This window comes from Streptomyces termitum, assembly GCF_014650175.1.
Lineage (GTDB): Bacteria > Actinomycetota > Actinomycetes > Streptomycetales > Streptomycetaceae > Streptomyces > Streptomyces termitum.
Genome location: NZ_BMUL01000018.1, coordinates 33,696 through 58,327, shown reverse-complemented (window position 1 = coordinate 58,327; position 24,632 = coordinate 33,696). Strand labels below are relative to the sequence as shown.

Sequence of the window (24,632 nt, the reverse complement as noted above, 5' to 3'; positions counted from 1 at the left end):
CACGTCCCCCTCCTCGCCCCGTTCTGGAGCCGTCCATGCGAGCCGTCCGCACCACCGCCGCCACCGCCCTGGCGGGCGCCGCCGTCCTGGCCGCCGTCACCGGATGCACCGCCAAGAGCGACCCGAAGGCGGCCGCCGACGGCATCACCGTCATCGCGAAGGACGACGCCTGCGAGGTCTCCGGGAAGGAGTTCCCGGCCGGCCACGTCACGCTGAACGTGGAGAACCGCGGCTCCAAGATCACCGAGGTGTACGTCCTCTACCCGGACGACCGGATCGTCACCGAGCGCGAGAACATCGGCCCCGGCACCAAGGCCACGCTCACCGCCGAGATCAAGGCCGGCGCGTACGCCATCGTCTGCAAGCCCGGCATGACCGGCGCCGGCATCCGCCAGGCCGTCACCCTCACCGGCGGGGCCGCCGCCCCGAAGCGCTCCGCCGAGATGGACTCCGCCGTCGCCTCGTACCGCCAGTACGTCCAGGCGCAGGCCGAGGAGACGCTGCCCCGCGTGAAGGTCTTCACCGACGCCGTCCGCGCCGGTGACCTGGAGGCCGCGAAGAAGGCGTACGCCAACTCCCGCGTCGGCTGGGAGCGCACCGAGCCGGTCGCCGAGTCCTTCGGCGACATCGACCCCAAGGTCGACGTCCGCGAGGACGGTCTGGAGGAGGGCCAGGACCCGGCGAAGGACTGGACCGGCTGGCACCGCCTGGAGAAGGCGCTCTGGCACGACAAGAAGATCACCACCCGCGAGAAGCAGCTGGCCGACCAGCTCGACAAGGACCTCGCGGACTGGAAGAAGCGCGTCGGCACCGCCGAGATCACCCCCACCTCGATGGCCAACGGCGCCAAGGAGCTCCTCGACGAGGTCGCCACCGGCAAGGTCACCGGCGAGGAGGAGCGCTACTCCCACACCGACCTCGTCGACTTCAAGGCCAACGTCGAGGGCGCCCAGATGTCCTTCGACCTGCTCAAGCCGGTCGCCGCCAAGAACGACGCGGCGCTCGTCGCCGAACTCGACAAGCAGTTCGGCGCCCTCAACACGCTCCTCGACCAGTACCGCGCCGACAAGGCCAGTTACGACTTCACCTCCTACGACAAGGTCGGCAAGGAGCAGCGCAAGGAGCTCTCCGACGCCGTCAACGCGCTGGCCGAGCCGCTCTCCAAGCTCGCCGCGGCGGTCGTGAAGTGACCACCGGGCCGCACGCGGCGGGCCCCGCCCGCCGCACCGTCCTCGCCGCCGGTGGCGGCCTCGCGCTCGGCGCCGCCGTCACCGGCGGCGCCGTCGCGCTGACCCGCGACGGCGACACCGCCGCGCCCGTCGCCGACAGCGGCGCCGCCGTCCCCTTCCACGGCGCCCACCAGGCCGGCATCGCCACCGCCGTCCAGGACCGGCTACACTTCGCCGCCTTCGACGTCACCACCGACGACCGCGAGAAGCTGGTACGGCTCCTCAAGGAGTGGACCCGGGCCGCCGAGCGGATGGCGGCCGGCCGCGAGGTCGGCGACGGCGCCCACGGCGGCCTCCCCGAGGCCCCGCCGGACGACACCGGCGAGGCCCTCGGCCTCAAGCCGTCCCGGCTCACCCTCACCCTCGGCTTCGGCCCGTCCCTCTTCGACGGCCGGTTCGGCCTGAAGGACCGGCGGCCCGGGGCGCTGGTGGACCTCCCCCGCTTCCCCGGCGACAACCTCGACCCGGCGCGCAGCGGCGGCGACCTGTGCGTGCAGGCGTGCGCCGACGACCCGCAGGTCGCCGTGCACGCCATCCGGAGCCTGGCCCGGATCGGCTTCGGCACGGTCTCCGTCCGCTGGTCCCAGCTGGGCTTCGGCAAGACGTCCTCGACGACCCCGGACGCGCAGACCCCGCGCAACCTCTTCGGCTTCAAGGACGGCACCCGCAACGTCTCCGGCGACGACTCCGCCGGCCTCGACAAGCACGTCTGGGTCGGCGCGAAGGACGCCACCGGCGGCGGCGCCTGGATGGCCGGCGGCTCCTACCTGGTCGCCCGGCGGATCCGGATGAACGTCGAGACCTGGGACCGCACCTCGCTCGCCGAGCAGGAGGACGTCTTCGGCCGCGACAAGAAGGAGGGCGCGGCCGTCGGCAAGGCGAAGGAGCACGACGAGCCCTTCCTGAAGGCGCTCAAGCCCGACTCCCACGTCCGGCTCGCCCACCCCGACTCCAACGGCGGGGCGACCCTCCTGCGCCGCGGCTACTCCTTCACCGACGGCACGGACGGCCTCGGCCGGCTGGACGCGGGCCTGTTCTTCCTCGCCTACCAGCGGGACGTGCGGTCCGGCTTCGTCCCGGTGCAGACCGCGCTGGCCCGGTCGGACGCCCTCAACGAGTACATCCAGCACGTCGGTTCCGCGGTCTTCGCCGTCCCGCCGGGCGTCCGCGACGCGGACGACTGGTGGGGCCGGGGCCTCTTCTCCTAGCCGCCGTCACCACCCAAGGGAGTCCGCCGTGTTCGGCAACTATCTGATCGGACTGCGCGAGGGCCTGGAGGCCAGTCTCGTCGTCTGCATCCTCATCGCCTATCTGGTCAAGACCGGCCGCAGGGACGCCCTGAAGCCGATCTGGACCGGCATCGGGGTCGCGGTCGCCCTCGCCCTCGCCTTCGGCGCCGGTCTGGAGTTCGGCTCCCAGGAGCTGACCTTCGAGGCGCAGGAGCTGCTCGGCGGGTCGCTGTCGATCCTCGCCGTCGTCCTCGTGACGTGGATGGTCTTCTGGATGAAGAAGACCGCCCGGCACCTGAGGTCCGAGCTGCACGGCAGGCTGGACGCGGCCCTCGCCATGGGCACCGGCGCGCTGGTCGCCACCGCCTTCCTCGCCGTGGGCCGGGAGGGGCTGGAGACCGCGCTGTTCGTGTGGGCGTCGGTCCGCGCCTCCTCCGACGGCAGCCACGCGCCGCTGGCCGGCGTGGTCCTCGGCCTGCTGACGGCGGTCCTGCTGGGCTGGCTGTTCTACCGGGGCGCGCTGAGGATCAACCTGGCGAAGTTCTTCACCTGGACCGGCGGCATGCTCGTCGTGGTCGCGGCGGGCGTCCTGGCGTACGGCGTGCACGACCTCCAGGAGGCCCGCTTCCTCGGCGGCCTCGCGGACAAGGCGTTCGACGTCTCGGCGACGATCCCCCCGGACAGCTGGTACGGCACCCTCCTCAAGGGCGTCTTCAACTTCCAGCCCGACCCGACGGTCCTTCAGGTCACGGTGTGGGCGCTGTATCTGATCCCGACGCTCGTCCTGTTCCTCGCCCCGATAGGGTCGGGTCCGTCCGTGCGCGTGGAGAAGCAGAAGGCGACCGATGAGAAGGCTGAGGCTGGAGCAGACCCGGCGGTCTGAGGTACGGCGGCGGCCCGCGCGGGCCCTGGCGGCGGTGGCCGCGCTCGCGCTGGCCGTGAGCGGCTGCGTGACCGTGCACGGCGAGCGGGAGGTCGTGCCGGGGGCGACGCCGGACGAGGCGGCGGCGGCGCTGGCCGGCTTCGTCGCCGCGTTCAACCGCGCCGACCAGGCCAACGATCCGAAGCTCGACGCCGACCGGGTCACCGGCCCGTTCGGCGCGATCAACCAGGCCGGGCTCCGCGCGAAGGCGGTGACCCGGCCCGACGGCAATCCGGACCACCGGCCGCTGGTCCTCCGCGACGCCCGCTACCTGCTGCCCCGGAAGGCCGGCTGGCCGCGCTGGTTCGTCGCGGACACCGACGCCGGCCGGGACGACGGCACCGCCCGCGCCGGCGACCGCTGGCTGGTGGTCTTCGTGCGGGGCGGCCCCGACGCGTCCTGGAAGGCCGCCCATCTGGCGATCGTCGGGAAGGACGCGCTGCCCGCCCTCGCCGAGGAGGGCGGCGACCCGGTGGCGGTGCCCGCCGACGCGACCGGGCTCGCGGTGGCGCCGGGGAAGCTGAGCGCGGCGTACGCCGCCTATCTGAAGGACGGCAGCGCGGGGCCGTTCGCCGCCGGGGCGCACACCGACCAGTGGCGCGCGAAGCGGGCCCGTACCGCCCAGCGGCCCGGTCTGGCCACCCAGTTCATCGACCAGGCCGCCGTGGACGGCGACTTCGCGCCGCTGGCGCTCGCCACGAAGGACGGCGGGGCGCTGGTCTTCTTCGCCAGCCGCCACTTCGAGCGGCAGACGGCCGCCGCCGGCTACCGGCCGAAGGTGGGCGCCGACCTGAAGGCCCTGATGAAGGGCGAGGTCAAGAACACGGTGACCAAGGAGTGGGTGTCGAGCCAGGCCGTCCTGGTGAAGCCCGCGGGCACGGACCGGGACGCGGTCGCCTTCGCGGGCCGCCTCCAGGGCGTGGTGGGCGTCCGGGGCTCGTAGCCCGGCCGCCCTCCCGGCCCCGGGGTCAGCGCGGCAGCGGCCAGGCGACGCCGTGGCCCTCGTGCTCCTCCTCGGCCTCCCGCGCGGCGGCGTGCCGGGCGCAGGCGTCGGTGAGGCGCTCCAGGAGGTTGAGCGGGTCGGGCAGCGGATGCTCGGGGCCGCGGACCCAGGAGACGGCCGGCTGGTCGTCCTCGTCACCGGGGAGCCGGGCGGGCGGGACGAGGACGTAGCTGCCGCGGCAGTGCCAGCGCAGGCCGGGGTGCTCGTCCATGGTCTCGGGGTGGCAGTCCAGCTCGCAGGGCCACCACTCGTCCTCGTCCTCGGGGGTGCCCCGGGTGGCGGTGAAGAACAGCATCCGGCCGTCGTCGCCGGTGCCGTCGGGGGACTCGGCGACCGGGCCGACCTCGACGCCGTCGGCGAGCAGCCGCTCCAGGGCGGCGCGGCCCGCGGCCAGCGGCACGTCGAGGACGTCGTGGACCATGCCGGTGGCGGTGACGAAGTTGGCCCGGGGCTCGTTGCGCGCCCAGCGCTCGATCTGGGCGCGGTCGGTGGTCGACTGGGTCTGCCAGGCGAAGGAGACCGGGTGGCGGGCGGGGGTGGGACAGCCGATCCGCTCGCAGGAGCAGCTGTAGCCCACGGGGTGGGCGGCGGGGGCGAGCGGCAGCCCTGCGGCGGCGACGGCCAGGAGGAGTGTCTCGCGGGTGTTCCCGTCGTCGGCCGCGGCCCTTCCGGGGCGCCTGCGCAGCCATTGTGCGAGTTTGCTCTCCGTGCCGCGGTAGCGGCCGATGCCGTCGCCCATCTATCCCCTCACACCTCATGCTCGCCTGTTCGGCTCCGCCCATGGTCCCACCATCCTGCGCCCCGGGTGACCGGAGTGGAGAACCGGGGGCCGGTGACGGCGCTCACGCCGGACCGGCGGCGGGGCCCGCCGGGGCCGGGGTCAGCGGGGCGCGAGGCCGCGCAGGGCGTGGTCGACGAGGGCGTCGGCGTAGGCGTGGGTGAGGGGGCCGGTGCGGTGCAGCCAGCGGTGGTGGAGGGGGCCGACGAGGAGTTCGGTGGCGATCCGGGGGTCGGTGGCGGGGTCCACGCGCCCGGCGGCGCGGGCGGCCTCGATGCGGCGGGCGAAGACCTGGAGCTGGGGTTCGAGGAGGGCGGCGGTGAAGCGGGCGCCGAGCTCGGGGTCGGTGGCGCCCTCGGCGGCGAGCGCGCGGGTGGGGGCGTCGTAGCGGGGGTCGTTCAGCTCGTCGACGGTGGCGCGCAGGACGTGGCGGAGGTCGGCGGCGAGGTCCCCGCTGTCGGGCAGCTCGGTCTCGCCGGGGGCGGCCCCGGCCTCGGCGGCGGCGCGGGCGGAGAGGTCGAGGAAGGCGTCGAGGAGGACGGCCGCCTTGGAGGGCCACCAGCGGTAGATGGTCTGCTTGCCGACCCCGGCGCGGGCGGCGATCCCCTCGACGGTGGTCCGCGCGTAGCCGGTCTCGGTGACGAGGGCGAGGGCGGCGTCGAAGACGGCGCGGCGGGAGCGCTCGCTGCGGCGGGAGGGGTCGGGGGCCTTGGCGTCGGACATGGCGCCAGCCTACCACCTGGCGAGACGGCGCGTCTCGCCTCCTCGGGGGCGGCCGGGACGCACGCGCGTTCGGGACGCGAACCACCCGAACGGTCCACTGCGCGGGGGCGGGGGAAGGGCGGACCATGGCTCCACCGAAGCGCGACCCGCCCCGGCGGGCCGCCCGTCCGTGAGGAGCCCCTGTTGCGCCCCACTCCGCGCGAGTCCTCGCCCCGCCGCTACCTGATGTGTCCACCCGCGCACTTCACGGTGACGTACTCCATCAACCCGTGGATGGACCCGGCCAAGCCCGTCGACCTGCCGCTCGCCCTCGCCCAGTGGGAGGACCTGCGGGACCGCTACCTGACCCTCGGACACACCGTCGAACTCCTCGACCCCGTCCCGGAGCTGCCCGACATGGTCTTCGCGGCGAACGGCGCGACCGTCGTCGGCGGCCGGGTCCTCGGCGCCCGCTTCGCGCACCCCGAGCGGGCCGCCGAGGCCGGCGCGCACCTCGCGTGGTTCCGCCGCAACGGCTGGGCGGAGGCGGACCTGTGGGCCCCGGAGCACGTCAACGAGGGCGAGGGCGACTTCGCCGTGACCGCCTCCTGGATCCTGGCGGGCAGCGGCTTCCGGTCCAGCCCGCTGTGCCGGGCCGAGGCGCAGGAGTTCTTCGGCCGGCCGGTGATCGGCCTGGAGCTGGTCGACCCGCGCTACTACCACCTGGACACGGCCCTGTGCGTCCTCGACGAGGAGCGCGACGAGGTCATGTACTTCCCCGACGCCTTCTCGCCCGGCAGCCGGTCCGTCCTCGAACGGCTCTTCCCCGACGCCCTGCGCGCCACCGCCGAGGACGCGGCGGCGCTCGGTCTCAACGCGGTCAGCGACGGCCTGCACGTCCTGCTGCCGCAGACCGCAACCGGCCTCTTCGACCCGCTGCGGGCCCGCGGCTTCGAACCGGTCGGGATGGACCTGGGCGAGCTCCTCAAGGGCGGCGGCAGCGTGAAGTGCTGCACCCAGGAGCTGCGCCCCTGACGGCCGCCCCGCCTACTCGGCGGCCGGCTCCGGCGGCCACGCGTCGCCCCACTCCGCGTCCCGGGCCCGCTTGTACAGGGGCCCGTGCCGCTTGGTGACGGTCTCGCGGCCCAGCCCGTCGGGGCCGCACAGCTCCAGCAGCACCTGGCCCTTGCGGATCTGCGGGCGGCGGGTGACGCGCGCCGGGGCGGGCACCGCGGGGACCCGCACCGCCGCCACGTACGCGTACTTCTCGTCCTCGTACGGCAGCGAGCCGCCCTTCACCCGCCGGTGCAGCGACGAGCGGCTGACCCGGGCCGCGAAGTGGCACCAGTCGGTGCCGGGCGCGATCGGGCAGGCGCCGCTGTGCGGGCAGGGCGCGGCGACGGTCAGACCGGCCTCCACCAGGAGGGTGCGGGCGGCGATGATCCGCTCGTAGCCGTCGGGGGTGCCGGGCTCGACGACCACGACGGCGCCGCGCGCGGCGCGGGCCGCCTCGGCGACGAGCGCGGCCCGGTCGGCCTCCGTCAGCTCCTTGAGGACGTACGAGACGGTGACGAGGTCGGTCTCGGGCAGGCGCAGGGCGGTGCCGATCCGCTCGCGCCGCCACTCGGCGTCCAGCACCCCGGCGGCCAGCTCGCGCCCGAGGGCGAGCGCGGGCTCGGCCCAGTCGAGGACGGTGCTGCGCGGCGGGGCCTCCCCCCACGCCCCGGCGACGGCCCAGCTCGCGGCGCCGGTCCCGCCGCCGACGTCGACGTGGCCGGCGGGCACCCACTCCGGCGCGGCGTCCCGCAGCGCCTCCAGGGCGCCCCGGGCCGCCTCGAAGGTGGCGGGCATCCGGTAGGCGGCGTACGCGGCGACGTCGGCCCGGTCGCGGAGCACCGGCGCGTCGGTCGGCGTCGTCCCCCGGTAGTGCGCGATCAGCCGCTCCACGGACTTGGCGGCCTGCGAGGGCGGCAGCCCGTCGAGAAGCCCGGCGAGGGCGGCACGCAGGGAGTCGGCGGAGGCGGAGGAGGCGTTCACCGACCCAGTCTAGGCGTCACCGGAACCACCCCGGGACCGCCGCGGGAGCGCCGCGGAGGCGACCGGACCGGGGCCGGAAGGCCGGTGGCCGGGGCCCTGGTCCCCCGGGTTCAGTTCGCGTGGACCTCGTGCCAGGCGGTCATCGCCGTGTTCCACTGGTCGCCGGTGAGTTCGGTGAGGGAGGCGGGGAAGAGGCCGTCCTCCTCCTTGGCGATGTGCGCGTGGAGTTCGCCGACGGCCTCGGTGAAGGCGGTGCGCTGCCCGGCGTCGTCGAGGTCGAGGGCGGCGAGGAAGGCCGCCAGCTCGCGGTGCTCCCGTACCAGCGCGTCGACGTACGCCGCGTACTCCTCGTTCTCCGCCATCACCGCGAACAGGCCCCGCTCCTCCCCCGCCCAGTGGGCGCGGAGCAGGACCGCCATCTCGGCGGCGAGCTCCGCCGCCCGCGCCCGGTCGCCCGCGTCGAGGGCGCGGACCGCGTCGCCGCCGAGGTCGGTGACGGCCTCGTGCTCGGCGATGAACTCCTTGATGAGGGGAATGTCCCGGCAACCGCAGTAGTGGCACATGCCGGGATCGTCACATCAGAGGGCGGGCTTCTCCCCGGCGGCGCGCCAGGGGCGGCACATCAGCAGGAAGCAGGCGAGCGCGGCGACCGCGCAGCAGAGCTGGACGACGGCCATGGGGACGGCGGTCCGCTCCCCCGCGATGCCGACCAGCGGGGAGGCGACCGCGCCGATGAGGAAGGAGGAGGTGCCGAGCAGCGCGGAGGCGGAACCGGCCGCGTGCGGGGTGCGCATGAGGGCCTGGGCGTTGGTGTTCGGCATGGCGAGGCCCATCGCCGACATGAGGACGAAGAGTCCGGCCGCGATCGGGACGAGGCCGACCTCGCCGAAGACGCCGGTGGTCATGAGGAGCAGGGCGGTGGCGGCGAGGAGGATGACGGTCAGGCCCCAGCCGAGGACCTTGTCGAGGCGGACCCGGCCGACGAGCAGCTTGCCGTTGACCTGGCCGACGGCGACGAGGCCGATCGAGTTGAGGCCGAAGAGGAGGCTGAAGGTCTGCGGGGAGGCGCCGTAGATCTCCTGGACGACGAAGGGCGAGGCCGAGATGTAGGCGAAGAGGACGGCGAAGGCGAGGCCGCCGGCCAGCATGTAGCCGGTGAAGACGCGGTCGGCGAGCAGGCCGCGCATGGTCCGCAGGGCCTGGCCCACGCCGCCCTGCTGGCGCCGCTCGGGCGGCAGCGTCTCGTGGAGGAAGCGCCACACGACGAGGGTGAGGGCGACGCCGATGACGGCGAGGACGTGGAAGACGCCGCGCCAGTCGGTGAGGCGCAGGATCTGGCCGCCGATGAGGGGGGCGACGATCGGGGCGACGCCGGAGATCAGCATGAGGGTGGAGAAGAAGCGGGCCATCTCGACGCCGTCGTAGAGGTCGCGGACGACGGCGCGGGCGATGACGATGCCGGCGGCGCCGGCCAGGCCCTGGAGCAGCCGGAAGGCGATGAGCAGTTCGGCGGTGGGCGCGAAGGCGCAGACGGCGGTGGCGAGGACGTACACGACCATGCCGGTGAGGAGGGGGGTGCGGCGGCCCCACTTGTCGCTCATGGGGCCGACGACGAGCTGGCCCAGCGCCATGCCCGCGAGGCAGGCGGTGAGGGTGAGCTGGACGGTGGCGGCGGGGGCGTGGAGGGAGCGGGTGACCTCCGGCAGGGCCGGCAGGTACATGTCCATGGAGAGCGGGGGGAGGGCGGTGAGCCCGCCGAGCACCAGCGTCACCAGCAGTCCGGCCCGGCGGGCGGCGGTGGCGGGTCCGCCGGCCGCGGCTCCGGGGGCGTCCTCGCGGTGCGGCCGCGCGGGGTCGGCCGCCGGGGCGGGTCCGGGGGCGGGGGTGGGGGCGGGTATGTGTCCCGTGGTCGAGGTCTGGCCGCTCTCCGGCATCGAACAGCTCCCTTTCGTTGAAACCTCACCCATGCTCGCAGCTCGACCGGACCGGTCGATACCCGCACGGACCCCTCGGGGGCGGCGGCGGACGCCGGCGCGGCCCCGTACCGCGCCGGTGTCCGCCTCCGCCCGGCGGGAGGTGACCGAGGTCACGCCGGAGTGAGGCCCGGCCGTCCCGCCTCGGTGACGAAGGAGGCGGCGGTGGTGACGGGCGCGCCCGGCCGGGTCACGTACGGCACCGTGCGGAAGTCGGCGCGGGCGGCCCGCTCGCCGAGTTCGACCGTGAGGTAGCCGCGCCGTCCGTTGAAGAACCTCAGGTGCGGGTTGGCCCGCATGAGCTTGTCGTAGGTGGACGGGCGGTCGGAGCCGTCCTTGCCGCTGGTGATCGAGGTGGCGACGAGTTCGGTGCCGAGGGTGCGGGAGCCGGGGTCGCGGAAGTCGGCCTTGAGGTCGAAGCCGTAGCCGACGTGCACGTCGCCGGTGAGGACCATCAGGTTCTCCACCCCGGCGGACTCGGCGCCCGCGAGGATCCGCCGCCGGGAGGCGGGGTAGCCGTCCCAGGAGTCCATGGAAAGCTTGAAGTCGGGGGTCTCGCGGTCGCGGCGCTCGGCGAGGACGACCTGCTGGGGCAGGACGTTCCAGCGGGCGTCGGAGGCGCGCCAGCCGTCGAGGAGCCAGCGCTCCTGGGCGGCGCCGGTCATGGTGCGGGCCGGGTCCTCGGAGAGCGGTCCCGGGACCTGCCAGCCGTCGCCGTACGCCTGGTCGGAGCGGTACTGGCGGGTGTCGAGGACGTCGAACTGGGCGAGCCGGCCGAACCGCAGCCGCCGGTGGAGCCGCATGTCGGGGCCCTCGGGGAGCTGGGGGCGGCGCAGCGGCTGGTGCTCCCAGTAGGCGCGGTAGGCGGCGGCGCGGCGGAGCAGGAACTCCTCCGGCGGGACGCCGTTCTCCGGGGTGTCGCCGGCGTAGTTGTTCTCGGTCTCGTGGTCGTCCCAGGTGACGACGAAGGGGTGGGCGGCGTGCGCGGCGCGCAGGTCGGGGTCGTTCTTGTAGAGCCCGTAGCGCAGCCGGTAGTCCTCCAGGGTGATCGTCTCCCGGTTGAAGACGGCCGGAAGGACGCGGTCGGTGTAGGCGCGGGCGCCGCCGGTGGCGTTCACCGCGTACTCGTACAGGTAGTCGCCGAGGTGGAAGACGACGTCGAGGTCCTCGTCGGCGAGGTGGCGGTAGGCGGTGAAGTAGCCGTCGTGGTACGCCTGGCAGGAGACGGCGCCGATGCGGAGCGCGGCGGGCCGGGCCCACGGGGCGGGCGCGGTGCGGGTGCGGCCGACCGGGCTGACCCACCGGCCGGTGCGGAAGCGGTAGAAGAACTCCCGTCCCGGCTCCAGGTGTTCGACCTCGACGTGCACGCTGTGGCCGAACTCGGGGTGCGCGGTGGCGCGTCCGCGCCGGACGGTGCGGGTGAAGCGCTCGTCTCGGGCGAGTTCCCAGTGCACGGAGGCCCGTTCGGCGGGGAGGCCGCCGCCGGGCTCGAAGGGGCGCGGGGCGAGCCGGGTCCACAGCAGGACGGAGCCCGGCAGCGGGTCGCCGGAGGCGACGCCGAGGGTGAACGGGTCCTCGGTGACGCGGCGGGCGTCGAGTTCGGCGGCGGCGGCCGCGCCGGCGGCGGGCAGCTGGGTGGCGAAGGCGAGCGCGGCGGCGGCCCCGGTGACGGTGAGGAAGCGGCGGCGGCCGAAGTGGCGTGCGGCGGCCCGGAGTTCCTGGCTGTGCTGCGATGCGGGTGTCATGGTCCCCTCCCCTGGCGATTGGTGTCCGCGGGTATTCGAGGGGGCCGGAACGACATCGCGCCGCCGAGTACATGTCATCCACGTGTCGGACGGATGAGTTCATGGGACACGTGGTTCGCGTACGCTCCCCGGCCATGGACAACGCAGCGGTGACGACGGAGGGCACGGCCATGGACGACACGGCGGCGGGGGCAGAGGCCGCGCGGGGCGCGGGCCGGGGCGTCGCGGTCGTGACGGGGGCCGGCTCGGGCATCGGCCGGAGCGTGGCCCGCGCCCTCGCGGAGGCGGGCTGGACCGTCGCGCTCGCGGGGCGCCGCCGGGAGGCGCTGGAGGAGACGGCGGCCGGACTGCCCGCCGGCCGCGCCCTGCCCGTCCCGACCGACGTCACCTCCCCCGAGCGGGTCGCGGCCCTCTTCTCGACGGTCCTCGACCGCTTCGGCCGCGTCGACCTGCTCTTCAACAACGCCGGTACGTTCGCGGGCGGCGGCACCCCCGTCGAGGAGCTGTCCTACGACACCTGGCGCACGGCCGTCGACACCAACCTGACCGGCGCGTTCCTGTGCGCGCAGGCGGCCTTCCGCGCGATGCGGGAACAGGACCCGCGGGGCGGCCGGATCATCAACAACGGCTCCATCTCCGCCCACGTGCCGCGCCCGCACTCGATCGCGTACACGGCGACCAAGCATGCGATGACCGGCCTCACCAAGTCCCTCTCCCTGGAGGGCCGCCCCTACCGCATCGCCTGCGGCCAGATCGACATCGGCAACGCGGCCACCGAGATGACGGCCCGCATGCGGACCGGCATCCTCCAGGCCGACGGCACCCTCGCGGCCGAACCCGTCATGGACGCGGCGGACGTGGCGGCGACCGTCGTCCACATGGCGGCCCTGCCCCTGGAGGCGAACGTCCAGTTCGCGACGGTCATGGCGACGACGATGCCGTACATCGGACGGGGCTGAGGCGGGGCCGCCGGGGCGGGCCGGTGCGAGGCCGCCGGTCGGCGCCGGGGCGCGGGCGGCGGAGCCGGGCCGCCGACGGGACCGGACGCCCTGACCGGCCCCCGCCCCCGCGCCGACGGCCCCCACCCCGGCCCGTCGGCGCCCGGCTCAGGGCCGTACCCGATCCGCTCAGGCGGCGGGCGCCTGTCCGGTCTCGAAGCGGGCCACACGTCCGTCCTCGACGGTGAACCGCCAGGCGGTCCGCATGGAGCCCCAGGTGTCGTTCGTGTAAGTGGCGACGAGGACGCGCCCGCCCTCGTCCTGGCTCTCCACCGCCATCCGCCCGCGCGAGGAGAACACCTCCCGCTCGGTCCAGGCCGCGAGGTCCCGCTCGGTGCCGTCGTCGGACATGGTGGCGCCGGGCGCGAGGGCGGCGGCGAAGGCGTCCCGGTCGTTCGCGTTGAGGGCGGTGACGAAGGCGCGGACGGCGGGATCGGACAGCTGGCTCTCGGAGATCGTCATCCCCCACCCGTAACATCCCTCCCCCGTACGCCCCCGCATCCCGCCCCGCGCGCTCCCCCGGTCGGGCGAGCCGGGCGCTCCGTCCGACGGACCGGCACCGAAAACGGGCACCCTCCTCCTGCCCGACCCGCCCCGGACCCCTGGAGGAGCCATGCCGGAGAACGACCGGATCGTCAAGCTGTACGCGAAGGGGGCCCCGGTCGGGGTCCTGGACGGAAGGGCGGTCTGCCTCTCCGGCGACGGCCGCCGGGCCGCCGAATGGGCCCTGTCCCCGGCGGACGGCGGCTTCCGCCTCACCGTCAAGGGCACCGAGGACACGCTCACCGCCCCCGGCACCGACCGCGCCCCGGTCCTGGTCCGCCCCGACACCGGCCCCGCCTCGGTCTGGCGCCTCCAGCACGTCACCCCGGCCGGCCTCGGCACGGTCACCGACCCGGCCGCCCTGCGCACCGGCACGTACGTCCTCACCCAGAACGCCCTGCCCCTCGGCCGCGACCTCTTCGAATCCCCGGCCGCCGCCCCGCACCCCATCGTCATCCGCACGGACGACCGAACCCCCCACTGGACGGTGGAAATCCTGCTGTGACCCCCCGGCCGGCCCCGGCCGCCGCCTACCCTCCGGCCATGGACGACGAACCGCTCGCCGCGTGGGCCGAGCGCCGCGACGCGAGGATCGGACAGCTCCGCGCCGTCCCCCTGGTCACCGGCCCCGGCCCGAGGGCCTCCCACCTGAACCCGGACGCCCCCCGCGCCATCCAGCGCTGGAACGGCCACCTGTGGGAACCCCACGGCTTCGCCCCGAACCTCGCCGAAACCCGCCGCCTCCTCTTCCCCACCCCCCACCCCCACCCCCCAACCACCCCCACAGACACCACCCCGCCTCGGCCCGGGCACGGGCAGACACCGGAGACCGGCGCAGGGGGAGAGCGAGGAGAAGAAAAGATAAGGGGTGAGGCAGACGAGTCGGGCTGTACGCCGGGGCCTGTCGGCGAAACGCTATGACCTGTACAAACGTGCAGGGATAGTGCTTCCGTGGCTACTTTGATGACTACGTAACAAGATGTCCCCGCACGGATCGGCCCGGACGGGGACGTCGTCGCTCTTGAGATCAGACAGTCCCCTCAATGCGTTCGAAGATGTCCGCGTCCGTCTCCCGCTGCCAGAGCGGCAGGTCGGACCAGTCGGCAACATATCCGGGCTTCGGGTCTTCGAAGTGCCTGAACATCTGGGCGGTCCAGCAGATCGCGACGAATCGGCCCTTCTGCTCGCGGGTGAGCCGGGCCGCATGCCTGCCGCTGACCTCGATGAAGTCGCGTACCTGCCCATACACGGCGGTGGCGGCTTCGCGCTCCCACTCGGGCGTCTCGTCCCACGGCGTGACGTAGCCAGGCTTGGGCTCGCCGGGATAGTGCTTGTTCACACCGTCGATCCACGCCTCGCGGAAGATCCGGCCGTCATTCATGCGCGTGTCCCTCTCATCATGCGGTGCGCGGAAGCGCCGCGATTCGGTGATCAAGAGTCGAGACTCGGTCATCGGACAGGAACGGGGCAAGACGCCCCCGAACCCCGTCCAGCTTCTTGCCGATGAATCCCGAATTCGACCGGTCGGCCAGTCCGAGCGCTTGCTCCGCGTAGTGCACGATCTGGTCGATGTCCCGTCTGTGCGCCCCGAGCACGGCGAGGTCACTCAGGACAGCAGCGCGGCGACGCAGGGACAGAGGCTGGGCAAGGGCCGTGGTGAGCGCTTCCTCGGCGAGATCAGGGCGGCCCAGTTGGAGGTAGCAGGCCCCTCTCTCCTCTGCCAGGCGGGAGCCGTCGAAGCGGAGCCAGCCGCCGTTGTGGGAGTGAGCGCCGTTGAGTGCATGCACCTTCTCAGCTTCGTCAAGAGCCCGGTTGCACGCGTCGAGGTCGCCCATGGCCGCGTACGCCTGCGCCTGGACGGCCGCGACCCAGTGACGGGTGGAGAGAGCGCCGTCGCCCCTTCGGGCGATGCGAAAAGCTGCCGCAAGCAGGGGTTGGGCAGCAGGCGCGCGGCGCGCGTACAGCTCGACGTACGCGTGGCGGGTCATGGCACACGCCCACAGGTCGTGGTCGCCACCGGCGTAGGCCGCGTTGGCGGCCAGTGTGTAGCACTGCGCGGCGTCGGTGTACCGGTTGGCGTCGAAGAACAGCTCGCCGACAAGCTGGTAGAGGTCGGCCGTCATCCGACACAATCGGGACCGATCCACAGCAGTACGGGTCTCGGTCAGCCCCTTCGCCATCACATCGAGCTGTGCGCGCACCGCGGGGAAGACGACCTGCTTGGAGTCCGATAGCGCGTAGACCTGCCAGAGGCTGCGGTGTAGGGCGTCCCCTGTCTCCAAGAGCGTCGATACTGTCCGCCCTCGGGCGGCCTCATCGGGATCGGGAAGAGCGACCAGCGCACCCGTAACGGCGAGCAGACCCAGGACTTCGCGGCGCTTCATGTCGTCATCATCACCATGGAGGAGGGACGGAGCAGCAGAGAGCTCGGCTGTCTCGGCCGGCTGTTCGTCGAAGAGAAGGGCTTCCAGCGCGGGGAGGGTCACACCCAAAAGCTCTGCGATCTTCGGCCGTTGGTGGGGACGCGGGGTGGCGCGACCCCTTTCCCAACGGACCACGGTGGACGCGGCCACCGAGAGCGCTTCTGCGAATTCCTCCTGCGAGTAACCCCGGGCCGCGCGCCGTACCGCAAAGTGCCTACGCCTGGACGTCATAGGTCTCCCCTCACGAGAACCCTTTCACGCACTCGTACCCGCCACGGGCCAACGCCTGGAAAACGCCCGGATATTGCGCGAGGTCCGCTCTGGGAGAAGGTAACGGATCGTCGTTCACTGGTCACATGCCGCTCGGAGGCCGAAGAACCCTCCGGGCGGCTCCCATGGAAAGGAGCGACCACGTGACGACCTCCGGACTGCCCCGCAGGAACCCTGGCGCCAGTGGCCGTACATACACGCCGTCGGAGTCCCGGCCGGGTGCGCCGAGCCGGGCTCTGCGGGTACGGGCGGCCGGCGGCTGGGAGAGGTTCATGCGTCGCGTCGAGGCCCGGCAGGAGCCAGAGGAGTGAACCCGGTCGGTTCCGACGGCTACGAGCATCACCCGCTTCTGGACATGCGTGTCCGTGACATCGCCTCGCGTGGGGAGGGCGTACTCGTCGCCGTCACACACGAGCTCCACAGCCACGGCACGGTCCGCATCGCGCACATCCGGCCCGCGTCCGGAGTCGAGTGGACGACCGCGGCCGACAACATCCAGGCCGCTCGCCCCTGATCCGCGGCCCGCAGATCGCCGTCCGCGCCCCTGGCGCAGACGGATTCCCGCACCACACCCTTCAACCCAAGGAGTCCCATGACCACCTCTGTCGCACTCCCCCTCCCCACGCGGCCGTGGGGTGCGGGCCGGCTCGCGCCCTACCCGACGGTCATCCGCCGACCCCACGCCACGGTCACCATCGACCCCACGACGCAGCTCGGGGTGTTCCGCGACCGCGCCGGGCAGATGGTCGAGATGGGCAAGCACGGCACCAGCTCCGGTACCGAGACCTCCACGACGACGAACTCGGACTCCCGGAACGACCAGGGTCACGACCAGGACAGCAATCAGGATTGATGGCCATGGTCGAGGAGAGGCCGGTTCTGGTGGCCACCGAGGCGGACGACATCACCGCCGACATGGTGATCACCGAACTCAACCGGCGCGATGTGCCGGTGGTCCGGTTCAACCCCGCCGACATCGGCGAGAACCTCACGGTCTCGGTTCGGTTCGGCACCTGCCCGGCCCCGGTGGTCGGACAGGTGCGCACCCCGTCGAGAACCGCTGATGTGACCCAGGTCCGGTCGGTGTACTGGCGCCGCCCGGAATGGCCCACGTTTCCCCACCTGTCCGCTGATGACTCCCGGTTCGCGGCAGCGCAGGTCCGCTACGGACTCGGTGGCACCCTCTACGCCCTGGGCGGCCCGCTCTGGGTCAACCACCCCCTGCGCGTTGCCGCGGCCGACTACAAACCCGCGCAGCTCGTTCTGGCCCAGCAACTCGGCTTCACCATCCCTCCCACCCTTGTCACCAACGACCCGGACGAGGCCCGCGCGTTCGTCCGGGCTCAGGGACAGGCGATCTTCAAGACACTGCGATGGACCCCCTACACGCGTGATGGCGTACCGGTGACGGGGTGGGCTGCCCCCGTCACGCCCGAAGAGATCGACGACAGCGTTCGGGTCGCGCCCCACCTGTTCCAGGCCCGTGTGGACAAGGTCGCCGATGTTCGCGTGCTGCTCGTAGGCCGGCACACGTTCGCCGTACGCATCGACTCCGGCCTCCTGGACTGGCGCAAGGACTACAGCGCCCTGACCTACACCGTGGAGCACCTTCCCGACCGGGTGGCCAAGGGTCTGCACGCCTACCTGGACCGACTGGATTTGGTATCGGGAAGCTTCGACCTCGCGGTCGACCGGGCGGGGGCCTACTGGTGGCTGGAGCTGAATCCCAATGGACAGTGGGGGTGGCTGGAGACCGAGACCGGCCTCCCGATGTCCGCCGCCTTCGCCGACCTACTCGTACAAGGAGACCGCCGATGACCAACCCGGCATCCGAGCGACGCCGTATGGCGACCGTGCTCGTGAAAGAAGGCGTCCTGAAATCTCCTTGGCTGCGTGAGGCCGTCAAGGCTGTCACCCGCGAGCGGTTCCTCCGCCCGGGAGTCTTCCTGGACGAGGGGCGGACCTGGCGGCCCGTCACCGCCGCCGACACGGACCCTGACGAGTGGCTGAAGATCGCATACAGCGTCGACACCCTCACCACCCAGCTCGACGGCCACCTCACCGCCGACCAGGCCGGCGGACCCGTCGTGGGCGTGCCCACGTCCTCCTCGACCGACCCGGCCACCGTCGTCGGCATGATCGAGACCCTGGACCTCGCTACGGGCCACCGAGTCCTGGAGATCGGCACAGGCACCGGCTACTCCACAGCCCTGATGTGCCACTACCTCGGCGAGGACAACGTCACCACGGTCGAGGTGGACACACAGGTGGCCACCCGGGCGGATGCTGCTCTCGAAGCCGCCGGCTTCTCGACGTGGACGGTGACGGGCGACGGGCTCCTCGGCCACCCGTACCGGGCACCGTACGACCGGGTCATCGCCACCTGCGCGGTCCGCCGCATCCCGTACGCGTGGATCAGGCAGACGAGGCCCGGAGGCGTTGTCCTCGGTACGGTCGGCTCGTGGCCGTGGGGAACCGGCCTCGCGAAACTCGCCGTCGGCGATGACGGCACCGCCGAGGGCTCGATCGTCCGGCGCTCCTCCTTCATGCAGGCGCGGGCCCAGGCAGTGGCCCCCGTGGCTGGCGATCTCTCCGCCCGGACCGCGTACGCGGACAGTGAGCGGCGCACTCAGGTGTCTCCTCTTGTCCTGGAGGAGTGGATGCCCGCCTTCCTTGCCCAGTTGGCGGCGCCCGGCGCTCAGTTCGTCCGTGGGACGGGCGGGGACGGCTCGCCCTTGCGGTACCTGTTCGATCCGGAACGGGAGTCGTTCGCCGAGTTCCTCGTCGGTGACGAGGGCTGGACCGTACGCCAGGGCGGGCCGGTAGCCCTGTGGGAGGAAGTGGAGCGTTCCCTCGTCGCCTGGCAGGACGCCGGGGCGCCGGAAATCGACTCCGTACGGCTCCACGTGACACCAGCGTCCCACCGGTACTGGATCGACCAGGCCCCGTCCCTGTGCTGGGAGCACCGGATTACCTGACCCACCGCCCTTCCGACATGGATGCCGAACCGCTCTCCCAGTGGGCCGAGCGCCGCGACGCGAGGATCGGGCAGCTCCGCGCCGTACCCCTCGTCACTGGTGACAACCCGAGAGCATCGCATCTGAACCCCGATGCGCCCCGTGCGATCCAGCGGTGGAACGGCCACCTTTGAGAGCCGCACGGCTTCGCGGCGAACCTCGCGGAAGCACGGCGCGCTCTATTCCCCCACGCCGAGGCTGCCACCACACCTGAGGCTTCGCAGAAGCTCGGCTCCGGAACTGGCAGGCATCGAAAGCCTTCGACGCTCTGATAACCCGGCGGAAGGGTAGCGAACCATGCCATACCTCTGAAATCTACTCCCAACCGGTAGATCACCGACGGCACAATGACGCCCGTGAGCAACCACATATCCGATGACCCGTGGGCCCAGCGGGTGTACCTCACGTGGCTGGCCCGCGACACTCGCTACGCTCTGGCAGCCCTGGACGCCCTGATCGGCTTTGCGCAGACCACGCCGGCCCCACCAGCCGCCTGGGTCTGCTTCGAGGACTTCCTTTCCTTCCTCGGAAAGGTCTCCCGGACTCTGTGGCCTGCCACAAGAAAAAGCCCGAAAGGGTCCGACGAGGGCTTGGAGTGGCGGGCGAAGCGAGGTCCGTTTCTACGAAGGATTCTCGAGGTGGAGGACTCGTCCCGCTGAAAGCCCGCGAAGTTCGTAACGGAAGCGAGCACTTCGACGAGCGCCTTGACGAGTGGATCGTCAGCCTGCCTCGCCCCACCGTCGAGGAGCGGCAGGCGGGTAGCGAACCCACCTTCCCAGCTCCCCCCATGCGCCTCATCAACGTAGAGACGGGAACGATCCAAGTCGCCGGCGCGGGCCTGGACCTGCGTTGCATGGCTGAAGAACTTCAGCGACTCCTGACCAAGATCGAGGAGCTTGAGCCCTCGGTGGCCGCACTCCCCGCTGACATGGCGGCATTGCTGTCCACCTTGCCCCCGTTTCCGATCATCCCGTTCGACGCACCGGCGCAGAATCCTGGCGGCATTAAAGCCTGGCTTGACGAGCAGGATTCCACCGGTCCCGGGACCGCAACAGAGGACACCGAGGCGTAGACGCGTAACGCGGAGGCCCCGACTCAGCCAACACCCGCACCAAGCCACCCAGCGTGGCTACCTTCATGGCTACTTTCGTAGCCGCGAGGTCCAGTTTGGGCCGGTACGAAACGGGATGGGGCGACGCCCACGATTCTCCGAGAAAAGGCCACTGCCCTGCGATATCGCAGGCAGTGGCCTGAGGGGCAGACGAGTCGGGCTGTACGCCGGGTTCTGTGCCCCGGGACCTCGCGGTCGTCGGGGTGACGGCCATCCATCTAGGACCGGCGTTGCCACCGGTCTCGTGCGGTCTACCCGCGGACTCGGGCGAGCAGCCCTCGATCGTCCGCGCAGGGACACCGGGGTGTCCCCTCTTGACCTTGCTCCGGGTGGGGTTTACCTAGCCGCCTGAGTCACCTCAGGCGCTGGTGGTCTCTTACACCACCGTTTCACCCTTACCGTGGGCCGAGGCCCCCGGCGGTCTGTTCTCTGTGGCACTGTCCCGCGGGTCACCCCGGGTGGCCGTTAGCCACCACCCTGCTCTGTGGAGCCCGGACGTTCCTCGGGGAGATCCGGGGATCTCCACGCGGCCGCCCGCCCGGCTCGTCTGCCGTGGGAGCCATGGTACCCGCCGCCGCCGGCCGTCCTTGACCTTGCCGCGACGTCAGGGTTTCTACTGGGGGCATGCGCATCGGCGAGATCGCGGCGCTCGTGGGGGTCACTCCGCGGGCCGTGCGGCACTACCACCACCTCGGGCTGCTGCCCGAGCCCGCGCGGCGGGCGAACGGGTACCGGGTCTACGGGGTCCGGGACGCCGTGCTGCTGGCCCGGATCCGGCGGCTGACCGAGCTGGGGCTCGGCCTCGACGAGGTGCGGGACGTGCTCGCGGAGGAGGCGGGCCGGGAGCTGGTGGAGGTGCTGGAGGAGCTGGACGCCGACCTCGCCCGGCAGGAGGCCGTGCTGCGGGGGCGGCGGGAGCGGCTCGCGGGGCTGCTCGGGGAGGCGCGGGCCGGGCGGCTCGCCGACGGGGGGCCGGTCTCGCCGGAGCTGGCCGGGCTGCTCGCCGGGCTGGACGGGACGGAGGGGCTGGCGAAGTCCCCGACGGCGGCGAAGGACCGGGAGATCCTCACCCTGCTCGACGCGGTCGTGCCGGACGGGGAGCGGGCCCGGCTGATGGGGCTGATGCACGAGGTCGCCGGGGACGCCGGGCACGTGTACGGGCTGCTGGACGCGCTCGTGGACGCGGCGCCGGACGATCCCCGGGTGAAGGCCGCCGCGCGGGCCCTCGCGCGGCTGCTGCCGCCGGGGATCGGCGGGTTCGCGCTGCCGGAGGCGGGTTCGGGCGGCCTCGCCGACGTGCTCTTCGGCGAGCTCGCGCCCGCCCAGGAGGCGGCCGTGCGGCGGGCGATGGAGCGGACACGGGAGGGAGTGGGGGATGCGGAGGAGTGAGCGGGCGCTGCGCGGGGTCGCGTACGCGCTGCTGCCCGTGGAGGTCGTGGTCCTGGTGCTGCTGCTCTGCGGGGTGCGGATACCGGGGCCCGTCCTGGCGGGCGGGGAGCTGGTGGTGGCGGCGCTGCTCGCCGCCGAGGCGGTCGTGTGGCTCCGGCTGCGGCGGCGCGGGCTCTCCCGGCGGGAGGCGCTGGCGGAGCTCGTACCGGAGAAGGTGCTGCGGCTGGTGGGGCACGAGGTGCGGTTGCTGGTGAGCCTGGCGCGGTGGGCGGGGCGGCGGCCGCACGGGGTCGCGGGGGCCGACGGGGTCTTCCCGCACGCCCGGGACCAGGCCGCCCTGATGTACGGCTTCGCGTTCGTGTGCCTGGTGGAGACCGCCGGGATGGCGTGGCTGCTCGCGCGGTGGCCGGCGGTGCACGCCGTGGTGCTCGTCCTCGACGTCTACACCGTCCTCTTCGTCCTCGGGCTGCACGCCGCCTCCGCGACCCGGCCGCACGTGCTGGCCGGCGGGGTGCTGCGGGTGCGGCAGGCCGCCCATGTGGACGTGCGGATCCCGCTGGACCGGGTCGGGGCGGTGCGGCGCGAGAACCGGTTCACGCACGAGCGGCGGGACGGGGAGCTGGATCTGGCGGTCGGTTCGCAGACCTCGGTGACGCTGGAGCTGACGGAGCCGGTGGGGGTGGCGGGGCTGCTGGGGAAGGTGCGGCGGGTGGGGGTCGTGCGGCTGCACGCCGACGATCCCGACGCGCTGCACCGGGCCGTGCGGGACGCCGTCACGCGGGCGCGAACAGCACCTTCGCCCTGCCCGGATCGGCTTCCGCGAGCCTGACCCGCAGCCAGGAGCCCAGCGGCAGCGGGGCCGTACCGCCCTGGACGCGGGCGACGACCGCCGGGTCGTCGAGGTGGACGGTGCCGGTGGACGGTTCGCGTTCCTTGACGTCGATGACGTACGCGTCGAAGAGTTCGCCGACCCGGTCGGCGAGCAGGGCCGCCTCGACGATGTCGACGGACTCGCGCTCGACGGCGTTGGCGCGGCGCGAGCCGGCGGCCATCTCGTCGGGGAGGGCGGGCAGGGCGGCCCGGACCCATGCGGGCGGCTCGTTCCCGGCGACGGCCGCCACGCACAGTTCGCCCGCGTACCGGTCGACGAGGCGGCGCAGCGGGGCCGTGCAGTGGGTGTACTCGTCGGCGACGGCCGCGTGCACCGCCGGGTCGGGCAGCCGCCCGTCGGTGAAGACGGTGTATCCGGCGCCGCGCAGCAGGGTGGTGCACTCCTGGAGGAAGGCGGCCTGGCGCGGGTCGGCGGGGTCGGCGTTCCTGACCACCTCCGCGTACGGCACGTGGTGCGGCCAGTCGACGCCGAGCGCCTCGGCGGAGCGGCGCAGCCGGGCGACGGCCCCGTCGGGGGCGGTCGGCAGGGTGCGCAGGATGCCGGTGCCGGCGGCGGTCATGAGGTCGGCGGCGGCCATGCCGGTGAGGAGGGAGATCTGCGCGTTCCAGCTCTCGGCGGGGACGGGCGCCCGGTAGGCGAGGGAGTAGCCGTGGTCGCCGGGGACCTCGACGATCTCCTGTTCGGGGACGTCGAGGGAGATCCCGCCGCGTTCGACCTCGCGCTCCTCGCGGAGCCGGCCGATGTCGCGGAGGAGGGCGAGGGGTTCCTCGGCGGTGCCGGAGTCGATGAGCCGCTGGACGCCCGCGTAGTCGAGTCTGGCGCGGCTGCGGACCAGGGCGCGGCGCAGGTCGGTGGCGACCCGGCGGCCCTCGGCGTCGAGGTCGATCCGCCACAGCAGCGCGGGCCGGGGCTCGCCGGGCAGCAGGCTGGCGGCGCCCTCGGAGAGGACCGGCGGGTGGAGGGGGACCCTGCCGTCGGGGAAGTAGAGGGTGAGGACCCGCCGGTGGGCCTCGGCGTCGATCGCCCCGCCGGGCGCCACGAAGGCGGCGGTGTCGGCGATGGCGTAGTGGACGCGGTAGCCGCCGTCGGCCCGCCGGGCCAGGTGCATGGCCTGGTCGAGGTCGGTGGAGGCGGGCGGGTCGATGGTGAGGAACGGCAGGTCGGTGGCGTCGTACGCGGGCAGGCGCGGGTTCTTCGCGGCGGCCTCGGCCTCGGCGAGCACGGCGGGCGGGAAGCCCTCGGGGACCGCGAGTTCGGTACGCAGTGCGCGCAGGGCGGCCCGCAGCGGAGCCTCGGCTGCGCCGGTCACGTGGATGTGGCGGCGGGGCATGGACCGAGCGTAGGGCCGGGGGGCGGGGGCGGCATGTCGTGGGGTGGGGGGAGGAGGTTGGTGGGGGGCAGGAGGCCGGTGGGGAGGAGGCCGGTGGGGAGTGTGGGGCGTACGGGTGGGGTGGGGGTGTGCGGGTGCGGGACGGGGCCGGTGGGGTCGTGGGGCGTACGGCTCGGGTGGGGGACCTCGTACGCTGGCCTGTCGGGGCCGCATCCCCGTTCCCGTACGTACGAAGGAGAACCACCGTGCTCGTCCTGCTGCCGCCCTCCGAAGGAAAGGCCGCCTCGGGGCACGGGGCCCCGCTCAAGCCCGAGTCGCTGGTGCTGCCGGGGCTCGCGGCGGCGCGGGCGGCGGTCCTCGACGAGTTGGTCGAGCTGTGCGTCGCCGACGAGGAGCGGGCGCGCGAGGTCCTCGGGCTGAGCGAGGGGCTGCGCGGCGAGGTCGCGAAGAACGCGGAGCTGCGGACGGCCGGGGCGCGGCCGGCCGGGGAGATCTACACCGGGGTGCTGTACGACGCGCTGGGGCTGGCCACGCTGGACGCGGCGGCGCGGGAGCGGGCCGGGTCCTGGCTGCTGGTCTTCTCGGGGCTGTGGGGCGCGGTGCGGGTGACCGACCGCATCCCGTCGTACCGCTGCTCGATGGGGGTGAAGCTGCCGGGGCTCGGCGCGCTGGGGGCGCACTGGCGGGGCGCGATGGCCCCGGTGCTGCCGGAGGCGGCCGGGGACGGGCTGGTGCTGGACCTGCGCTCGTCGGCGTACGCGAGCGCGTGGAAGCCGAAGGGCGAGGTGGCGGCGCGGACCGCGACGGTGCGGGTGCTGCACGCGCCGACCCGGAAGGTGGTCAGCCACTTCAACAAGGCGACGAAGGGCCGGATCGTACGGAGCCTGCTGGAGGCGGGCGCGGCGCCGGGCACCCCGGAGGAGCTGGTGACGGCGCTGCGGGACCTGGGGTACGTGGTGGAGACGGGCGCGAAGGCGGGGGCGCTGGACGTGCTGGTGGACGAGATCCACTGACCTCGCGTTGCGCGGTGCGCAACGGTCG

At 73.3% G+C, this 24,632-nt stretch carries 27 protein-coding genes, 1 other RNA gene and 1 pseudogene; 18 read left to right on the top strand and 11 right to left on the bottom strand.

The features are described 5' to 3' along the window. The first annotated feature begins 35 nt into the window (after positions 1–35). The 4 genes from efeO to IE219_RS26855 are packed head-to-tail and all read left to right on the top strand — an operon-like array spanning position 36 to position 4,323. Entirely contained in the window at positions 36–1,190 is a 1,155-nt protein-coding gene (efeO, locus tag IE219_RS26870; protein ID WP_189982072.1) for an iron uptake system protein EfeO, read from the top strand. Then, the gene (gene efeB / locus IE219_RS26865) at positions 1,187–2,437 is read left to right on the top strand and encodes an iron uptake transporter deferrochelatase/peroxidase subunit (RefSeq protein ID WP_189982070.1); all 1,251 of its coding nucleotides are present in this window, start codon (positions 1,187–1,189) and stop codon (positions 2,435–2,437) included. The genes efeO and efeB overlap by 4 nt, the downstream gene beginning before the upstream one ends. 28 nt (positions 2,438–2,465) lie before the next feature. Then, on the top strand, positions 2,466–3,341 hold the full coding sequence (gene efeU / locus IE219_RS26860) for an iron uptake transporter permease EfeU (RefSeq protein ID WP_189982069.1): 876 nt from the start codon (positions 2,466–2,468) through the stop codon (positions 3,339–3,341). After that, on the top strand, positions 3,304–4,323 hold the full coding sequence (locus IE219_RS26855; RefSeq protein ID WP_189982067.1) for an SCO2278 family lipoprotein: 1,020 nt from the start codon (positions 3,304–3,306) through the stop codon (positions 4,321–4,323). Before efeU ends, IE219_RS26855 begins: the two co-directional genes overlap by 38 nt. 25 nt (positions 4,324–4,348) lie before the next feature. On the opposite strand, the gene IE219_RS26850 is transcribed toward IE219_RS26855, so the two are convergent. After that, complete coding sequence (locus tag IE219_RS26850) at positions 4,349–5,122, bottom strand: bifunctional DNA primase/polymerase (RefSeq protein WP_189982065.1); 774 nt, start codon at positions 5,120–5,122, stop codon at positions 4,349–4,351. Between the two features lie 141 nt (positions 5,123–5,263). Beyond that, complete coding sequence (locus tag IE219_RS26845) at positions 5,264–5,884, bottom strand: TetR/AcrR family transcriptional regulator (protein ID WP_189982063.1); 621 nt, start codon at positions 5,882–5,884, stop codon at positions 5,264–5,266. A 183-nt stretch (positions 5,885–6,067) separates the two neighbouring features. Here IE219_RS26845 and ddaH point away from each other — a divergent pair, with 183 nt between their 5' ends. Beyond that, the gene (gene ddaH, locus IE219_RS26840) at positions 6,068–6,898 is read left to right on the top strand and encodes a dimethylargininase (RefSeq protein ID WP_373298891.1); all 831 of its coding nucleotides are present in this window, start codon (positions 6,068–6,070) and stop codon (positions 6,896–6,898) included. A gap of 12 nt (positions 6,899–6,910) precedes the next feature. Here the strand turns inward: ddaH and IE219_RS26835 are convergent, their stop codons facing one another. From IE219_RS26835 to IE219_RS26820, 4 genes are all read right to left on the bottom strand, one after another. After that, on the bottom strand, positions 6,911–7,900 hold the full coding sequence (locus IE219_RS26835; protein WP_189982061.1) for a small ribosomal subunit Rsm22 family protein: 990 nt from the start codon (positions 7,898–7,900) through the stop codon (positions 6,911–6,913). Positions 7,901–8,010: 110 nt separating this feature from the next. Continuing rightward, entirely contained in the window at positions 8,011–8,463 is a 453-nt protein-coding gene (locus tag IE219_RS26830; RefSeq protein WP_189982059.1) for a hemerythrin domain-containing protein, read from the bottom strand. Between the two features lie 15 nt (positions 8,464–8,478). Next, positions 8,479–9,834, bottom strand: coding sequence for a Bcr/CflA family multidrug efflux MFS transporter (locus tag IE219_RS26825; RefSeq protein WP_189982057.1), 1,356 nt, complete (start codon positions 9,832–9,834; stop codon positions 8,479–8,481). A 152-nt stretch (positions 9,835–9,986) separates the two neighbouring features. Next, complete coding sequence (locus IE219_RS26820; RefSeq protein WP_189982055.1) at positions 9,987–11,618, bottom strand: alkaline phosphatase D family protein; 1,632 nt, start codon at positions 11,616–11,618, stop codon at positions 9,987–9,989. Between the two features lie 170 nt (positions 11,619–11,788). Here IE219_RS26820 and IE219_RS26815 point away from each other — a divergent pair, with 170 nt between their 5' ends. Further along, on the top strand, positions 11,789–12,577 hold the full coding sequence (locus IE219_RS26815) for an SDR family oxidoreductase (protein ID WP_189982204.1): 789 nt from the start codon (positions 11,789–11,791) through the stop codon (positions 12,575–12,577). A 168-nt stretch (positions 12,578–12,745) separates the two neighbouring features. Here IE219_RS26815 and IE219_RS26810 read toward each other — a convergent pair whose 3' ends face one another. After that, positions 12,746–13,078, bottom strand: coding sequence for a nuclear transport factor 2 family protein (locus tag IE219_RS26810; RefSeq protein ID WP_189982053.1), 333 nt, complete (start codon positions 13,076–13,078; stop codon positions 12,746–12,748). A gap of 151 nt (positions 13,079–13,229) precedes the next feature. Here IE219_RS26810 and IE219_RS26805 point away from each other — a divergent pair, with 151 nt between their 5' ends. Both IE219_RS26805 and IE219_RS31995 read left to right on the top strand, forming a co-directional pair. Then, positions 13,230–13,664, top strand: coding sequence for a hypothetical protein (locus IE219_RS26805; protein ID WP_189982051.1), 435 nt, complete (start codon positions 13,230–13,232; stop codon positions 13,662–13,664). Positions 13,665–13,702: 38 nt separating this feature from the next. Beyond that, on the top strand, positions 13,703–14,080 hold the full coding sequence (locus IE219_RS31995; protein ID WP_229850025.1) for a DUF6087 family protein: 378 nt from the start codon (positions 13,703–13,705) through the stop codon (positions 14,078–14,080). A gap of 106 nt (positions 14,081–14,186) precedes the next feature. Here the strand turns inward: IE219_RS31995 and IE219_RS26800 are convergent, their stop codons facing one another. Beyond that, complete coding sequence (locus IE219_RS26800; protein WP_189982202.1) at positions 14,187–14,540, bottom strand: hypothetical protein; 354 nt, start codon at positions 14,538–14,540, stop codon at positions 14,187–14,189. 16 nt (positions 14,541–14,556) lie between these two features. After that, positions 14,557–15,813: a helix-turn-helix domain-containing protein gene (locus tag IE219_RS26795; RefSeq protein WP_189982049.1), complete on the bottom strand. Its 1,257-nt coding sequence runs from the start codon at positions 15,811–15,813 to the stop codon at positions 14,557–14,559. Positions 15,814–16,207: 394 nt separating this feature from the next. On the opposite strand from IE219_RS26795, the gene IE219_RS26790 reads away from it, so the two are divergent. From IE219_RS26790 to IE219_RS26765, 7 genes and pseudogenes are all read left to right on the top strand, one after another. Then, the gene (locus IE219_RS26790; protein ID WP_229850024.1) at positions 16,208–16,366 is read left to right on the top strand and encodes a hypothetical protein; all 159 of its coding nucleotides are present in this window, start codon (positions 16,208–16,210) and stop codon (positions 16,364–16,366) included. Between the two features lie 78 nt (positions 16,367–16,444). Next, positions 16,445–16,705, top strand: coding sequence for a putative ATP-grasp-modified RiPP (tgmA, locus tag IE219_RS26785; RefSeq protein WP_189982045.1), 261 nt, complete (start codon positions 16,445–16,447; stop codon positions 16,703–16,705). A gap of 5 nt (positions 16,706–16,710) precedes the next feature. Then, entirely contained in the window at positions 16,711–17,670 is a 960-nt protein-coding gene (gene tgmB, locus IE219_RS26780; RefSeq protein ID WP_189982200.1) for an ATP-grasp ribosomal peptide maturase, read from the top strand. After that, entirely contained in the window at positions 17,667–18,830 is a 1,164-nt protein-coding gene (gene tgmC, locus IE219_RS26775) for an ATP-grasp peptide maturase system methyltransferase (RefSeq protein WP_189982043.1), read from the top strand. The genes tgmB and tgmC overlap by 4 nt, the downstream gene beginning before the upstream one ends. Positions 18,831–18,847: 17 nt before the next feature. Beyond that, positions 18,848–19,141 (top strand): annotated as a pseudogene (locus tag IE219_RS31990) (DUF6087 family protein). 84 nt (positions 19,142–19,225) lie between these two features. Next, the gene (locus IE219_RS26770) at positions 19,226–19,528 is read left to right on the top strand and encodes a hypothetical protein (protein ID WP_189982041.1); all 303 of its coding nucleotides are present in this window, start codon (positions 19,226–19,228) and stop codon (positions 19,526–19,528) included. A 128-nt stretch (positions 19,529–19,656) separates the two neighbouring features. Next, positions 19,657–19,941, top strand: a complete 285-nt coding sequence (locus IE219_RS26765; RefSeq protein WP_189982039.1) for a hypothetical protein — start codon at positions 19,657–19,659, stop codon at positions 19,939–19,941. Positions 19,942–20,127: 186 nt separating this feature from the next. Here IE219_RS26765 and rnpB read toward each other — a convergent pair. After that, an RNA gene (gene rnpB / locus IE219_RS26760) (RNase P RNA component class A) lies at positions 20,128–20,526 on the bottom strand. A gap of 78 nt (positions 20,527–20,604) precedes the next feature. Here rnpB and IE219_RS26755 point away from each other — a divergent pair. Both IE219_RS26755 and IE219_RS26750 read left to right on the top strand, forming a co-directional pair. Next, the gene (locus IE219_RS26755; protein WP_189982038.1) at positions 20,605–21,369 is read left to right on the top strand and encodes a MerR family transcriptional regulator; all 765 of its coding nucleotides are present in this window, start codon (positions 20,605–20,607) and stop codon (positions 21,367–21,369) included. After that, entirely contained in the window at positions 21,356–22,198 is an 843-nt protein-coding gene (locus tag IE219_RS26750) for a hypothetical protein (protein WP_189982036.1), read from the top strand. Before IE219_RS26755 ends, IE219_RS26750 begins: the two co-directional genes overlap by 14 nt. Here IE219_RS26750 and IE219_RS26745 read toward each other — a convergent pair. Then, positions 22,143–23,591, bottom strand: a complete 1,449-nt coding sequence (locus tag IE219_RS26745) for an RNB domain-containing ribonuclease (RefSeq protein ID WP_189982034.1) — start codon at positions 23,589–23,591, stop codon at positions 22,143–22,145. The two genes, IE219_RS26750 and IE219_RS26745, sit on opposite strands and share 56 nt — an antisense overlap. A gap of 245 nt (positions 23,592–23,836) precedes the next feature. Between IE219_RS26745 and yaaA the strand changes: the two genes are divergently transcribed. After that, complete coding sequence (gene yaaA / locus IE219_RS26740) at positions 23,837–24,604, top strand: peroxide stress protein YaaA (protein WP_189982033.1); 768 nt, start codon at positions 23,837–23,839, stop codon at positions 24,602–24,604. The last annotated feature ends 28 nt before the right edge of the window (positions 24,605–24,632 follow it).